Source organism: Micromonospora acroterricola, from assembly GCF_003172955.1.
Lineage (GTDB): Bacteria > Actinomycetota > Actinomycetes > Mycobacteriales > Micromonosporaceae > Micromonospora > Micromonospora acroterricola.
Window position 1 is genome coordinate 1 of record NZ_QGKR01000288.1, and the last position, 14,812, is coordinate 14,812.

A 14,812-nucleotide genomic window follows, 5' to 3' on the forward strand; every position below is an offset into this window, starting at 1 on the left:
CGTGCCTTATCGTCGGCAGCGTCAGATGTGTATAAGAGACAGCCTGAGGGTCGGGGCCGGGCTGCCCGGTGACCGGGCCAGGCTACCGCCTGCCGGGCCGTTTTCGCAGGTCAAGGGGCCTTTCGTCGGGGGGATGTCGGTCCGGGTGGGTGCGGGTGGGCTCCGACCGGCCGCGGGTTTAAGGACCGATCGACGGATTCACCTGTTACGGGCATCGACAGGATTGCCCACGTCTTCGTAACGGTTTCGCAGACCCCCCCTTCAGGCCTTCCGGGAGGGTGTGCGGTGTCGGTACGCTCCGCCATCACGAGCCGTTACGCAGGGGGAGTCCCTGCGGGGTGGGTGGAACTGCGGATTTGCTGCTGTCGCCGTCGCTTCGGTCAGCCGCGTCCGCATCTGGAGGAGGTCAGGAAGCCGTGAGGCGAAGCTATGTACGGGCGCTGGGCACCGTTGCGCTCGCCGCGACCCTGGTGGTCGCGGCGGGTTGCCAGGATTCCGGTGGCGGCGATGGTGGGACCGCGTCCGGTGACTGCGGTGGCAAGATCGCGATCTTCGGCGCGTTCACGGGTGACAACGCGGGTCTGGTGATCCCGTCACTGAACGGCGCGAAGCTGGCCGTGAAGCAGTTCAACGCGGCGAACCCGGACTGCAAGGTCACCATGCAGGAGTTCGACACCCAGGGTGACCCCGCGGTGGCGACCCCGTTCGCGAACCAGATCGCGGGTGACAACTCGTTCCTCGGTGTCATCGGTGGTCACTTCTCCGGTGAGTCCGACGCCACGATGCCGATCTACCAGGCCGCCGGCCTGGCGATGGTCAGCCCGTCGGCGACCCGCACCGACCTGACCCAGAAGGGCAACACGTCCTTCTACCGGGTGGTCGGCAACGACGGCACGCAGGCCGGCGCGGTGGCGAGCTACCTGAAGACCCAGAACGCCAAGAAGGTCTTCATGATCGATGACGCCAGCGCGTACGGCGCGGGCATCACCGACGAACTGGGCAAGCAGCTCGGCCCGCTGGTCGTGAACAAGGACAAGATCCAGGAGCGGCAGGCGCAGTTCGACGCCACCATCTCCAAGATCAAGGCCGCGCAGGCGGACTTCGTCTTCTACGGCGGCTACACCCGTGAGGCCGCTCCGCTGGTGAAGCAGATGCGTGCCGCCGGTGTCCAGGCCAAGTTCGTCGGCCCGGACGGTCTCTACGACACGGCGTTCCCGTCGGGTGCCTCCGGCGGCGCCGAGGGCGCGATCATCACCTGCCCCTGCCTCCCGGCTGACAAGGCCGGCGGCACCTTCTCCGCCGACTTCCAGAAGGAGTACGGCATCCCGCCGGGCTCCTACGGCGCTGAGGGCTTCGATGGCGCGACGATCTACCTGGACGCCTTCAAGGCCGGCAAGAAGACCCGGGCGGACATCCTGGCGTACGTGAAGGCGTACGACAAGCAGGGCGTGTCGAAGTACATCAAGTTCGATGCCAAGGGCGACGTCGACCCGACCAAGGTCGTCATCTGGGCCTACCAGATCAAGGGCAACGCGATCGAGGCGCTGCAGGAGCTCAAGCTCAGCTGACGTCCCAGGCACTGGAGTGCGGCCGGGGTGTCTCACCCCGGCCGCACTCGATTCAAGGAGACCCCCGGTGCATTTCGATGAACTGATCGGTCATCTCGGCCAGCACACGGTCGATGGCCTGTCCAAGGGCGCTATCTACGCCCTGATCGCCCTTGGCTACACCCTCGTCTACGGCGTCCTTCGCCTCATCAACTTCGCGCACTCCGAGGTGTTCATGGTCGGTACCTTCGCGGTGCTGATCCTCTGGAACCAGCTCGGGGTGGAAAATAACCCGCCTGTGGGTCAGGCGATCCTGTTCCTGGTGCTCGGTCTGATCGTCGCGGCGGCCGCCTCGGGCGGTACGGCGCTGGCGCTCGAACGGATCGCGTACCGGCCGCTGCGGCGGAAGAACGCGCCGCCGCTGATCTTCCTGATCACCGCGATCGGTCTGTCGCTGGTCTTCGTCGAGCTCTTCGGGCAGGTGCTGCCCAAGCTGCTCGGTGGCGTGCTGCCGGAGGCGTTCGGCCGGCCCCGGCAGATCGTCGGTATGCCGACGATCATCCAGCAGGAGACCCTGTTCACGATCGGCAACACGGCGATCACGAACATCCAGCTGATCGTCTTCGTCGCGGCCGTCGCGATGATGGCGGTGCTGGACTGGTTCATCAACCGCACCCGGTACGGCCGGGGTGTGCGGGCGGTGGCGCAGAACCCGGAGACTGCCGCGCTGATGGGCGTCAACCAGGAGCGCGTGATCATGCTGATCTTCGTGCTCGGCGGCATCATGGCCGGCGCGGCCGCCCTGTTGTGGAGCATGCGGTTCGGCTTCACCCAGAACAGCATCGGCTTCGTGCTCGGCCTCAAGGCGTTCACCGCCGCGGTTCTGGGCGGCATCGGTAACCTGCGCGGCGCGCTGCTGGGTGGGCTCTTCCTCGGCATCGTCGAGGTCTACGGCGCCACGCTCTTCGCGTCCAACTGGGAGGACGTCATCGCCTTCGTGGTGCTGATCGTGGTGCTGATGTTCCGGCCGACCGGTCTGTTGGGCGAGTCGCTCGGGAGGGCCCGCGCATGATCGACAAAATTCGCTCCGCTGATCGCCGCCGGGTGAGCCTGCTGACCACGGTCGGCGACCGCTGGCGGGCGCTGACGAAGTGGCAGCAGGCACTCGGGCTCGCTGCCTTCGTGGCGTTCCTCTACTACCTGCCGCTGCTCGGCGTTCCGGGTCTGACCTGGTTGCGTACCGACTCGATCGAGGGCGGTAACAACTGGGCGGGTGTGCTCTTCGTCTGCGCCATCTACGTGCTGGTCGCGATCGGCCTGAACGTGGTGGTCGGCCTCGCCGGCCTGCTCGACCTGGGCTACATCGGCTTCTTCGCCATCGGCGCCTACAGCGTGGCGCTGTTCGGTTCGGTGAACTCGCCGGTGGTGAAGTGGATCCAGCAGGAGTTCAACCTGCCGCCGACCTGGGCGGTGACCTGGGCGATCTGCCTGTTCATCGCGATCGTGCTGACGATGATCTCCGGCGTGCTGCTGGGCTGGCCGACGCTGCGGCTGCGCGGTGACTACCTGGCCATCGTGACGCTGGGCTTCGGCGAGATCATCCGGATCGTGGCGCGCAACGCCACCGGGCTGACCAACGGCCCGGTGGGCATCTCGGCCATTCCCGGCCCGGAGGGCGCGCCGTCGCCGGACAACAAGGTCTTCGGCCTGATCGACGCGAAGCCCTGGTACTGGTTGGCGATCACCTTCGTGCTGATCATGGTGTTCCTGGTCCGTCGGCTGGAGCACAGCCGGGTCGGCCGGGCGTGGCTGGCCGTGCGGGAGGACGAGGACGCGGCCGCGGTGATGGGCGTGTACCCGTTCAAGTTCAAGCTCTGGGCGTTCGCCATCGGTGCGGCGCTCGGCGGCCTGTCGGGCTTCCTGTTCGGCAGCCGGAACGCGTTCATCGACCCGACCCAGTTCAACGCGAACCTGTCCATCCTCTTCGTCGCGATGGTGGTGGTCGGTGGCTCCGGCAACATGATCGGCGTCTCGCTCGGCGCGGTGCTGCTGGCGTACCTGCCGGAGCGGTTCCGCGACTTCGCCGACTACCGGTGGCTGGTCTTCGGTCTGGCCATGGTGCTCGTGATGATCCTGCGTCCGCAGGGCCTCGTTCCGAGCCGGCGGCGTGCCCGCGAGTTGAAGGACCGCGCGGCGGAGGCAGAGGAGGCACCTGCTCATGTCTGACCAGACCACCAGCACCGCGGCCCCGAAGATCCCGACTCAGGCGGGACCGCGTCCGGTACTGCTCGAGGTCGACGACGTCACGCTCCGCTTCGGCGGCGTGGTCGCCCTCGACAAGATCAATTTCCAGATCTACGAGGGCGAGATCCTCGGCCTCATCGGGCCGAACGGCGCCGGCAAGACCACCAGCTTCAACGTGATGACCGGGGTGTACAAGCCGACCTCCGGGGCGGTCCGGTTCCGCGGCCAGAAGGTGACCGGCCGCAAGCCGCACCAGATCAGCCAGCTCGGCATCTCCCGGACGTTCCAGAACATCCGTCTCTTCCCGGAGATGACGGCGCTGGAGAACGTCATGGTCGGCACGGACTCCCGGCACAAGACGAGCGTGCCCGGGGCGCTGTTCCGGCTCTACCGGGTTCGGCCGAAGCCGGAGGAGCTGCCGCAGGTCACCGCCGCGTCCGGGATCGTCCGGACCTGGCAGCAGGTGCGCCTGTCGGCCGCGAAGATCTTCGGTCTGTCGCGGCACATCCTCGAGGAGCGGGCGGCCGAGTCCAAGGCGCTCGAGCTGCTGCGGTTCGTCGGGATCGCCGACCGGGCCAACGACGAGGCGCGCAACCTGCCGTACGGCTACCAGCGCCGGTTGGAGATCGCCCGGGCGCTGGCCACCGAGCCGAAGCTGATCTGCCTGGACGAGCCGGCCGCCGGCTTCAACCCGGCGGAGAAGGAGGAGCTCCTCGCCCTGATCCGCAAGATCCGTGACATGGGCCTGACCGTCCTGCTCATCGAGCACGACATGCGGCTGGTCATGGGGGTCACCGACCGGATCGTGGTGCTGGAGTTCGGCCGCAAGATCGCCGAGGGTGCGCCCGCGGAGGTCAGCCGCGATCCGAAGGTGATCGCCGCATACCTGGGGGAGCCCGCCGATGACGCTGCTTGAGCTCGAGAATGTCGCCGTTGCCTACGGCCGGATCGAGGCGCTGCACGGCATCAGCCTCACCGTGAACGAGGGTGAGGTGGTGGCCCTGATCGGCGCGAACGGCGCCGGTAAGACCACCACCATGCGGGCCATCTCCGGGACCCGGTCGCTGGCCAGCGGGAAGATCACGTTCAACGGCGAGGACATCAGCAAGCTCCGGGCCGACCTGCGGGTGGTCCGGGGGCTGTGCCAGTCGCCGGAGGGGCGGCAGATCTTCCCGGGTATGACGGTGATGGAGAACCTGGACATGGGGGCGTACACCCGGCGGGACACCGCCGGTATCGCCGCCGACCTGGACCGGGTGCTGACCCTCTTCCCGCGGCTGGCCGAGCGGCGCAAGCAGGCCGGCGGCACGCTCTCCGGCGGCGAGCAGCAGATGCTCGCGGTCGGCCGGGCGCTGATGAGCCGGCCGAAGCTGCTGCTGCTCGACGAGCCGTCGATGGGTCTGGCCCCGTTGGTGATCCGGCAGATCTTCGACATCATCACGGAGATCAACCAGCAGGGCACCACGATCCTGCTGGTGGAGCAGAACGCCCAGCAGGCGCTCTCCCGGGCGCACCGCGGCTACGTGCTGGAGACCGGTCAGATCGTGAAGGAGGGGTCCGGTCAGGACCTGCTGCACGATCCGTCGGTCAAGGAGGCGTACCTCGGCGTGGCCTGAGCCATTCCACCGGCGGCCGGTCATCCCTCGCGGGGTGGCCGGCCGCCGGCTTTCGGGCCGGCTGCCCGTTCCGCCTCCGGACGCGCGGTGCCGCCGCCCGGGGATGTCGGTGCGACGGACTAGAGTCGCTGCCGTGACAGCTACGACGCCGCGCCTGCTCCTCGTCGACGGACACTCCCTGGCATACCGGGCGTTCTTCGCCCTGCCGGTGGAAAACTTCTCCACCACGACGGGCCAGCCCACCAACGCGGTCTACGGCTTCACCTCGATGCTGATCAACGTGCTGCGTGACGAGCAGCCCACCCACATCGTCGTCGCCTTCGACGTCTCCCGCCGCTCGTTCCGCACGGAAAAGTACGCGGAGTACAAGGCCGGCCGCAGCGAGACGCCGACCGACTTCAAGGGCCAGGTCAGCCTGGTCAAGGAGGTCCTGGCCGCGCTGCAGATCCCGGTGGTGGAGATGGAGGGCTACGAGGCCGACGACGTCATCGCCACACTCGCCTGCCAGGCCCGCGACCAGGGCATGACGGTGCTGATCAGCACCGGCGACCGGGACGCCTTCCAACTGGTCGGCGACCAGGTCACGGTGTTGTACCCGCGCAAGGGCGTCTCCGACCTGGCCCGGATGGACCCTGCGGCGATCGAGGCGAAGTACGGCGTGGGCCCGGAGCGCTACCGGGACCTCGCCGCGCTGGTCGGCGAGACCAGCGACAACCTGCCCGGCGTCCCGGGCGTCGGCCCGAAGACCGCGGCCAAGTGGATCACCACGTACGGCGGGGTGGAGGGCGTGATCGCCCGCGCCGACGAGATCAAGGGCAAGGCCGGCGACAGCCTGCGCGAGCGGCTCGCCGACGTGATCCGCAACTACGAGATCAACTGCCTGGTCTCCGACCTGGAGCTGCCGCTGCGGCCGGAGGACACCCGCTGGGCCGGCTGGGACCGGGAGGCGGTGCACCAGGTCTTCGACACCCTGGAGTTCCGCATCCTGCGCGACCGCCTGTACCAGTACCTGGAGGCGGTCGAGCCGGAGGCCGAGTCCGGCTTCGACCTCACCGGTGAGGTGCTCACCGAGCCGGGCGCGTTGAGCGCCTGGCTGTCCGCGCACTCCCCGACCGGCACCCCGATCGGGCTGGCCGTCAAGCTCGACACCGGTCTCAACCGCCGGCACACCGCCTCCGTCACCGGCCTGGCGCTGGCCACCTCGGGCGGCGCGGCGGCCTGGGTCGACCCGGTGGGGCTCGACCCGGCCGACGAGGGCGCCCTGGCCGGCTGGCTGGCCGACGCGCAGCGGCCCAAGGTGCTGCACGACAGCAAGCCGGCCGTGCTGGCCTGCGCCGCGCACGGCTGGGAGCTGGCCGGCATCGTCCGCGACACCCAGATCGCCGCGTACCTGGCCCGCCCCGACCAGCGGTCCTACGACCTGACCGACCTGGCGCTGCGCTACCTGCACCGCGAGCTGCGGGTGGACGCGCCGGAGACCGGCCAGCTCACCCTCGACGGGCTGGGCGACGAGGGCGTGGCCGAGCAGAACCTCATGCTCCAGGCCCGGGCCACCCTCGACCTGGCCGACGCCATCGACGCCGAGCTGTCCCGCGACGGCGAGCAGTCCGCGCGACTGATGGCCGGGGTGGAGCTGCCGCTGATGCGGGTGCTGGCCGCCATGGAGCGCACCGGCATCGCCGCCGACACGCACTACCTGTCCGAGCTGGAGGCCCACTTCGCGGCCGAGGTGAAGGCCGCCGCGCAGGGCGCGTACGAGGCGGTGGGCCGGGAGTTCAACCTCGGCTCGCCCAAGCAGTTGCAGGAGATCCTCTTCACCGAGCTGGGCCTGCCCAAGACCAAGAAGATCAAGACGGGTTACACCACCGACGCGGACGCGCTGCAGTGGCTCTACGCGCAGAACCCGCACCCGGTGCTGGCCCACCTGCTGCGCCACCGGGACGTGGCCAAGCTCAAGTCCACCGTCGACGGCCTGCTCAAGTCGGTCTCCGACGACGGCCGGATCCACACGACCTTCAACCAGACGGTGGCGGCCACAGGCCGGCTCTCCTCCACCGAGCCCAACCTGCAGAACATCCCGATCCGCACCGAGGAGGGCCGGCGGATCCGCCGGGCCTTCGTGGTGGGCGAGGGCTACGAGTGCCTGCTCACCGCCGACTACAGCCAGATCGAGATGCGCATCATGGCGCACCTGTCCTCGGACGACGCGCTGATCGAGGCGTTCAACTCCGGCGCCGACTTCCACGCCGCCACCGCCTCCTCGGTCTTCGGCGTGCCGGTCGACGAGGTCACCCCGGACCAGCGTCGCAAGATCAAGGCGATGAACTACGGCCTGGCGTACGGGCTGAGCGCGTTCGGGCTGTCCCAGCAGCTCAGCATCGGCACCGAAGAGGCGCGCGGGCTGATGGAGAACTACTTCGCCGGCTTCGGCGGCGTCCGCGACTATCTGCACCAGGTCGTCGCGCGGGCTCGCCAGGACGGCTACACCTCGACCATCCTGGGTCGCCGCCGCTACCTGCCCGACCTGGGCAGCGACAACCGCCAGCGCCGCGACATCGCCGAGCGGATGGCGCTCAACGCCCCGATCCAGGGCTCGGCGGCCGACATCATCAAGCTGGCGATGCTGCACGTCGACACCGCGCTGACCGACGCTGGTCTGCGCTCGCGGATGCTGCTGCAGGTGCACGACGAGCTGGTCTTCGAGGTCGCCCCGGGTGAGCGGGAGACCCTGGAGGCGCTCGTCCGGCGGGAGATGGGTGAGGCGTACCCGCTGTCGGTGCCGTTGGAGGTGTCGGTCGGCGAAGGCCGGGACTGGAACAGCGCGGACCACTGATTTTCTGTTGCTCGCGGTCGGGCTGTCCGGCGTTGGGATCGGGGTGGTGGCGCTGGAGTGGTGGCGTCGGAGTGCTGGATCAGCGTCCGGGTCCCCGGCGTTCCTTCGGCGGGGCGCCGTGCCGGTCGAGGGCGCGCCGGGACGGGCCGCCCGGGGGCGGCAGCGGGCCCTTGAGCGGGTCGTGGCCCCAGTTCATCAGCGACCAGCGCCACTTGGTGTCGCGGACGTCGCCGGAGGGGCGCTGCGCCATGTGCCGGCGTACGTAGCCGACCACCTTGCGCATGTGCTTGTAGTCGCCCTCGGACAGATCGCCGCGCTTGCGCCGCAACAGGTCGATGATCTTCCGACCGGACTCGTGCCCCACCGACTCGCCGCCGCCGGAGCGGCCGCCCTTGTGCCAGCCGACCTGCTTCGACTCGTCGGACTCCAGCCACGTCGACAGCTCGCCGGGCTTCATGTTCACCGCGTCGGTGAACTCCCGGTAGGTGTCGGCGCCGTCGTCACCCCCGCTCATGGCGCAGCACCTCCGGTCGGTGGGCGACGTCGCGGCCCGAGTCGTCGTTGCGGATCCGGTACTGCGGCTCGTCCTCCGTCGCGTTCACGGCGTGCCCGCGTACGTGCGTCCGGTCGGTCAGCTTCTCCTTGACCACGCCGTGCGCCCGGCCGCTGTGACTGGCCCAGGAGACGTGGTCACCCTCGCGGAATTCGCTCTCGGCCATACGCCCTGGCTACCCGGGCCCGCCCCGGCAAAACGGGGTCGCGCCGTTGGTGCGACGCCGTCATCCGGCGGGCTTGTCGGTGACGAAGATGGCGGTGCCGGGGAAGAGCCGCCCGCGCAGCGGGCTCCACTGCCCCCAGGTCCCCTCGTGCCCCGCCGGCCACTCCGGCTCCACCAGGTCCAGCAGGCGGAACCCGGCCCCCACCAGCTCACGGATCCGGTCGCCGAGGGTGCGGTGCTGCTCGACGTAGGTGGCCACGCCGGATTCGTCCTGCTCCACGTAGGGGGAGCGGTCGAAGTACGAGTGCACGGCGGTCAGCCCGCCCTCACCCGGGTCGTCGAGGAAGATCCAGCGCATCGGGTGCGTCACCGAGAACACCCACCGGCCGCCGGGACGCAGGACCCGGTGCACCTCGGCGAGCAGGGCCGCCGAGTCGTCCACGAACGGGATCGCGCCGAACGCCGTGCAGGCCAGGTCGAACGACCGGTCGGCGAACGGCAGGGCGAGGGCGTCGGCCTGCACCAGCGGTACGCGTACCCCGGTGCGGTCGGCGGCCTCCGCGGCGTGCCGCAACATGCCGGCGGACAGGTCGAAGGCGACCGGCCGGGCACCCTGGGTGGCCAGCCAGCGCGCGGCGGCCGCGGCGCCGCAGCCCACCTCCAGCACCCGCCGCCCGGGCAGCTCGCCGAGCAGCCGGGCGTCGGCCTCGCGCAGACCCTCCGGGCACCAGACGAAGTCCACGTCGCCGAGGAACGCCCCGTGCTCGGCCTGGTAGTCGTCGGCGTCGGTGTCCCACCAGCCGCGGTTCGCCCGCCGGGCCTCGGCGTCACCCACCCGGCGCCGGGTGACCCGGCTGTCGTCATCCACCCGCTCACGCTAGGCCCCGTCGAGACCCCCGCGGGCGGTGGGCCGGCGCGACCCGCCGGCGCCGGCCGCCTCACCCGATCGGTGGCGCGGCTGGGGCTGCTGTGACCTAAGAGACAACTGGGGCGGTTTCCAGGCGATTGTTCGGCTTTCGCAGGTCATCGCACGGCGAGGAGACGGGAGGGCTTGCACGCTGTGGTAATGCGCACGGTAGGCTAGACGATGCGCTCGCGGATCGTGTGCCTCGGCAGGGAGCAGGTGCGCGGTCGACGGAGCCACATCATGATCTCACTTGGCGATTGTTTGGTGTGCCCGGCGACGGATCCGCTGGCGCGAACAGGTCACCGCGACACCAGCCTGCTGTGACAACCCATCCGACCGGAGCAACCGCCCACATGACGAGCAGCATCGAGGCCCCCTCGAGCGCCACCCGGGTCACCCACGACGATCTCGGTTCCGAGGAGGCTTTCCTCGCCGCGATCGACGAGACCATCAAGTACTTCAACGACGGCGACATTGTCGAAGGCACCGTCGTCAAGGTCGATCGGGACGAGGTCCTGCTCGACATCGGCTACAAGACCGAGGGTGTCATCCCCTCTCGTGAGTTGTCGATCAAGCACGACGTGGACCCCGCCGAAGTTGTGACGGTTGGCGACCACATCGAGGCCCTTGTCCTCCAGAAGGAGGACAAGGAGGGTCGTCTGATCCTCTCCAAGAAGCGGGCGCAGTACGAGCGGGCCTGGGGCACGATCGAGAAGATCAAGGACGAGGACGGCGTCGTCCGCGGTTCGGTCATCGAGGTTGTCAAGGGCGGCCTCATCCTCGACATCGGGCTGCGCGGCTTCCTGCCGGCGTCCCTGGTCGAGATGCGGCGCGTGCGCGACCTGCAGCCGTACGTCGGGCGGGAGCTCGAAGCCAAGATCATCGAGCTGGACAAGAACCGCAACAACGTGGTCCTGTCCCGCCGGGCCTGGCTCGAGCAGACGCAGTCCGAGGTGCGCACCGAGTTCCTCAACAAGCTGCAGAAGGGCCAGGTCCGCAAGGGCGTCGTGTCCTCGATCGTCAACTTCGGCGCGTTCGTGGACCTCGGCGGCGTCGACGGTCTGGTGCACGTCTCCGAGCTGTCCTGGAAGCACATCGACCACCCGTCCGAGGTCGTCGAGGTGGGCCAGGAGGTCGAGGTCGAGGTCCTGGACGTCGACCTGGACCGCGAGCGGGTCTCGCTGTCGCTGAAGGCGACGCAGGAGGACCCGTGGCGGCAGTTCGCCCGCACCCACGCGATCCAGCAGATCGTGCCGGGTAAGGTCACCAAGCTGGTGCCGTTCGGTGCGTTCGTCCGGGTGGACGACGGCATCGAGGGCCTGGTCCACATCTCCGAGCTGGCCGAGCGCCACGTGGAGATCCCGGAGCAGGTCGTCCAGGTCGGCTCCGAGGTCATGGTCAAGGTCATCGACATCGACCTGGAGCGCCGCCGGATCTCGCTGTCGCTCAAGCAGGCCAACGAGGGCTTCGTGGAGGGCGAGGAGCACTTCGACCCGACCCTCTACGGCATGGCCGCGACGTACGACGCCGAGGGCAACTACATCTACCCGGAGGGCTTCGACCCGGAGACGGGCGAGTGGCTCGAGGGGTACGACAAGCAGCGCGAGACCTGGGAGAACCAGTACGCCGAGGCTCGTCAGCGCTGGGAGGCCCACACCAAGCAGGTGCAGACCTCTCGGGCCGCCGACGCCGAGGCCGCTGCCAACCCGACCCCGGCCGTTCCGGCCGCTGGTGGCGGCACGACCTCCTCGTCCAGCCCGGCCCCGAGCCGGCAGGCCGAGGAGCCGGCCGGCACCCTGGCCACCGACGAGGCGCTCGCCGCCCTGCGGGAGAAGCTCGCCGGCGGTAAGTGACCCGCTGAACGACGACGGGCCCCGTCCCCGCGATCTTCGGATCGCCGGGGGCGGGGCCCTCGCCGTACCCCCGGAAGACCGCGCGCCCGGCGGCCCGCCGCGCCGTGCCGCCGCGGCCCTCGCGCCGGCCGGCGCTGCCTCGCCGCACCCGGTGCCGACTCGCAAGATCGTCCTCGATCGTGGATGGAGGGGCCTCCGGCCGGCTGGGTGACCACTACATCCAGGATCGAGCGTGATCTCGACGCCACCCCAGCGGCCGTGCGGCCGGGTTTGGCGGCTGGGCTGGTGATCCGGTTGACTGGTCCGGTGCTGAGGGTGGGATTGACCGGCGGAATCGGGTCTGGCAAGAGCGCGGTGGCCGCACGACTGGTCGAACGGGGCGCGGTGCTGGTCGACGCCGACCGGGTTGCCCGGGAGGTCGTCGCGCCGGGCACCGAGGGGCTGGCCGAGATCGTCGCCGCCTTCTCCGAGCGGGTGCTGGACGCCGACGGCGCACTGGACCGGGCTGCGCTGGGCGCGGTGGTGTTCGCCGACGAGACCGCCCGCCGCCGGCTGGAGGCGATCACCCATCCCCGGGTCCGGGCCCGCACCGCCGAGCTGGTCGCCGCGGCGGCGCCCGACGCGATCGTCGTCAACGACGTGCCGTTGCTGGTCGAGGTGGGGCTCGCGCCCACGTACCACCTGGTGGTCGTGGTGCGGACGGCCGTGGCGACGCGGCTGGAACGGCTGGCGCGCGCCCGGGGGATGGACCGCGCGGAGGCCGAGCGGCGGATCGCCGCGCAGGCCGACGACGCCGTTCGCGGCGCGGCGGCGGACGTGGTGCTGACCAACGACGGAAGTCTGGAGGAGCTGCGCGCCTCGGTCGACACGCTCTGGCGGCAGCGGCTGCTGCCCTACGAGCACAACCTGCGCGAGCGGCGCGTGGTCCCACCGGCACGGGTCGGCCTGGCCGAGGCCGATCCGACCTGGCCCGAGCAGTACGCGCGGCTGGCCGCCCGGATCCGGCACGCCCTGGCGCCGGCGGACCTGCGCATCGACCACGTCGGGGCGACCGCCGTGCCCGGCCTCGCCGCCGAGGACGTCATCGACGTGCAGGTGGCCGTGCCCAGCCTCGCCGACGCCGACGGGACGCTGACGGACCGCCTGGCGAACACCGGGTTCCCGAGGATGCCGGGGCAGTGGTGGGACGATCCGCGCCCGGCCGGCAGCGACCGGTGGGGCAAGCGGCTGCACGGCAGCGCCGACCCGGCCCGCCCGGTGCGCCTGCACGTGCGGGCGGCGGACTCGCCGGGCTGGCGCTACGCGCTGCTGATGCGTGACTACCTGCGCGCCGACCCGGACCAGCGGGCCACGTACCTGCTGCTCAAGCGGGAGTTGATGGACGCCGCCCCGGATGTCGGCGGCTCCGGGACGGTCCGCGACCCCTGGTTCGACGAGGAGTACCTGCGGGCCGAGCAGTGGGCCGAGCAGACCGGCTGGCGACCCTGACGGCGGCGCCGCGCCGCGGCAAGCGGTGACGCGGAGCGGTGCGGCCGGCTTCAACGATGTCGCCGGGGCGAGCGGCGGCGCGCGGCCGAGCGGGTGACGCCGAGCCCGTGGCGGGCCGGCCGGTCAGGTGGTGGCCGGCGGGCGGGGCGCCGGCGCCAACCGGGGCACCGACGCGGGATTGAGGTCGAGCTGCGCCCACGCGCCGGGGGCGGTGCGCAGCTCCAACCGGCGCAGTGACCCGTCGCGGTCGATCCAGTAGCGCAGCCGCCCGTGTGCCGTGCGCAGCTCGACGACGTCCACCGTCCTGCGGGCGGCGACGTCCTCGCGTATCCGCGTGGCGGTGCCCCGCTGCCCGGCCGGCCCTGCGGCGGCCAGCGCGGCGCCGACCAGCAGGCTCAGGTCGTCGGTGCCAGGCCGGGCGGACCGCCACGGTCCGGCGGGGGGTGGCAGCGGCGGGCGCCCCGGCGTCTCCGCGGTGCCGCCGCCAGCGGCCGAGGCCGGCAGGTCCACCCGGGCCACGCCGGCGGTGTCCCGCCGCACCAGTGTCCGGCGCTCCGGTACGCCCAGGTCGGCGACCGCCAGGTACGCCGTGCGGGCGGTCCAGCTCACCCAGCCGGCGCCCCGCAGGTTCGTGTCCGTGCCCACCGGTGCGGTCAGCGTCAGCGCGGCGCCACCCTGGGTCCGGAGCCGGGCCGGTACCCGGGTCAGCCGGTCCTGCTCCGCGTCGGTCAGCGCACGGGGCAGTCCTGGCCGGCCGCCGAGCGCGTCCACCGGGCGCAGTGTCGGCCGGTCGGCCCGGTTGAGGATCACCGTGACCGGGCCGACGCCGGGCAGCCGGGCCACCAGCTTGTGCAACCGGCTGTCCTGGTCCAGCCAGTAGCGGGGGTGTCCGTCCGGCCCGGCACCCGACGTGCCGGTCGGTGGCGGGCTGCCGGTGGCGGGTGCGTTCCCGCCGGGCAGCGGCGCCTGGAGGACGTCCACCGGCCCGGCCGCCACGGTGTCGCGGGCCACCCAGCGGCCACCGCCGTCCCGCAGCGCCTGAGCCGGGTCCGGGCGGTCGGCGGCGAGGCTGAGCAGCAGGTCCAGCACCGGTGCCAGGCTCGCGCCGGGTTGCAGGTGGCGCAGCCGCCAGCCGTCGGCCGGTGGCACCAGCGGCGGCGCGGCGGGAGTGGGCACCGCCCCCGGGTCGGGTCGGACGACCAGCACCGGACCGGAACTCTGCAACAGGCCCCGCTCGGCGCCCGCGCCCGGCCCACCCACGTCGAGGTAGAGCAGCGGTCGCGACCAGTCCACCCAGCCGACGAGTTCGGTCCGGGCGGCCCCGGCGCCGACTGTGACGCGGACTCCGGCGCGCAGGTCCCGCAGGTTGGTGACCCGCATCGCCGCGAGCCGCTCGCCCTCCGCGACGGTCAGTGGCCGGGCCGGCTCGGGCGGGTCGGGCGCCCAGGTCAACAGCCCGATCACCAGCGCTGTCGCGGACGTCAACGCGGTCAGGCCGAGCAGCAGCAGCACGCTCCGGCGTCGGCGGCCGGCCCGGGTCGGGTCGACGCGGTGAGCGGCGGGGTCGGTGGCCGGGTCGGCCGCCGACGCCGGAGCGTGCTGCTGC

The 14,812-nt window shown here is 71.1% G+C and carries 12 protein-coding genes; 8 read left to right on the plus strand and 4 right to left on the minus strand.

The window, feature by feature from the left end; all coding sequences use genetic code 11:
• Nucleotides 1-416 precede the first annotated feature (416 nt).
• The 6 genes from DKT68_RS25140 (at nucleotide 417) to polA (ending at nucleotide 8,240) form a co-directional block, all read left to right on the plus strand.
• Nucleotides 417-1,568: a branched-chain amino acid ABC transporter substrate-binding protein gene (locus DKT68_RS25140; RefSeq protein WP_109819856.1), complete on the plus strand. Its 1,152-nt coding sequence runs from the start codon at nucleotides 417-419 to the stop codon at nucleotides 1,566-1,568.
• 67 nt (nucleotides 1,569-1,635) lie between these two features.
• Nucleotides 1,636-2,619, plus strand: a complete 984-nt coding sequence (locus DKT68_RS25145; protein ID WP_109819857.1) for a branched-chain amino acid ABC transporter permease — start codon at nucleotides 1,636-1,638, stop codon at nucleotides 2,617-2,619.
• Entirely contained in the window at nucleotides 2,616-3,773 is a 1,158-nt protein-coding gene (locus DKT68_RS25150; RefSeq protein WP_109819858.1) for a branched-chain amino acid ABC transporter permease, read from the plus strand. Before DKT68_RS25145 ends, DKT68_RS25150 begins: the two co-directional genes overlap by 4 nt.
• Nucleotides 3,766-4,707: an ABC transporter ATP-binding protein gene (locus DKT68_RS25155; RefSeq protein ID WP_109819859.1), complete on the plus strand. Its 942-nt coding sequence runs from the start codon at nucleotides 3,766-3,768 to the stop codon at nucleotides 4,705-4,707. Before DKT68_RS25150 ends, DKT68_RS25155 begins: the two co-directional genes overlap by 8 nt.
• Nucleotides 4,694-5,407, plus strand: a complete 714-nt coding sequence (locus DKT68_RS25160; RefSeq protein ID WP_109819860.1) for an ABC transporter ATP-binding protein — start codon at nucleotides 4,694-4,696, stop codon at nucleotides 5,405-5,407. Before DKT68_RS25155 ends, DKT68_RS25160 begins: the two co-directional genes overlap by 14 nt.
• Nucleotides 5,408-5,540: 133 nt before the next feature.
• Nucleotides 5,541-8,240 (plus strand): DNA polymerase I, encoded by a 2,700-nt coding sequence (polA, locus tag DKT68_RS25165; RefSeq protein WP_109819861.1) that lies wholly within the window; start codon nucleotides 5,541-5,543, stop codon nucleotides 8,238-8,240.
• Between the two features lie 79 nt (nucleotides 8,241-8,319).
• Here the strand turns inward: polA and DKT68_RS25170 are convergent, their stop codons facing one another.
• The 3 genes from DKT68_RS25170 to DKT68_RS25180 are packed head-to-tail and all read right to left on the minus strand — an operon-like array spanning nucleotide 8,320 to nucleotide 9,826.
• Nucleotides 8,320-8,754: a DUF3140 domain-containing protein gene (locus tag DKT68_RS25170; protein WP_109819862.1), complete on the minus strand. Its 435-nt coding sequence runs from the start codon at nucleotides 8,752-8,754 to the stop codon at nucleotides 8,320-8,322.
• On the minus strand, nucleotides 8,741-8,959 hold the full coding sequence (locus DKT68_RS25175; protein WP_109819863.1) for a hypervirulence associated TUDOR domain-containing protein: 219 nt from the start codon (nucleotides 8,957-8,959) through the stop codon (nucleotides 8,741-8,743). Before DKT68_RS25175 ends, DKT68_RS25170 begins: the two co-directional genes overlap by 14 nt.
• 60 nt (nucleotides 8,960-9,019) lie before the next feature.
• Nucleotides 9,020-9,826, minus strand: a complete 807-nt coding sequence (locus tag DKT68_RS25180) for a class I SAM-dependent methyltransferase (RefSeq protein WP_109819864.1) — start codon at nucleotides 9,824-9,826, stop codon at nucleotides 9,020-9,022.
• A gap of 392 nt (nucleotides 9,827-10,218) precedes the next feature.
• On the opposite strand from DKT68_RS25180, the gene rpsA reads away from it, so the two are divergent.
• A complete protein-coding gene (rpsA, locus tag DKT68_RS25185; RefSeq protein WP_109819865.1) occupies nucleotides 10,219-11,718 on the plus strand; it encodes a 30S ribosomal protein S1 in 1,500 nt (499 codons plus the stop codon).
• Nucleotides 11,719-12,024: 306 nt separating this feature from the next.
• On the plus strand, nucleotides 12,025-13,206 hold the full coding sequence (gene coaE, locus DKT68_RS25190) for a dephospho-CoA kinase (protein ID WP_201749179.1): 1,182 nt from the start codon (nucleotides 12,025-12,027) through the stop codon (nucleotides 13,204-13,206).
• A gap of 123 nt (nucleotides 13,207-13,329) precedes the next feature.
• Here coaE and DKT68_RS31220 read toward each other — a convergent pair.
• A partial coding sequence (locus tag DKT68_RS31220) for a hypothetical protein (protein ID WP_109819867.1) occupies nucleotides 13,330-14,812 on the minus strand: 1,483 nt, incomplete at its 5' end.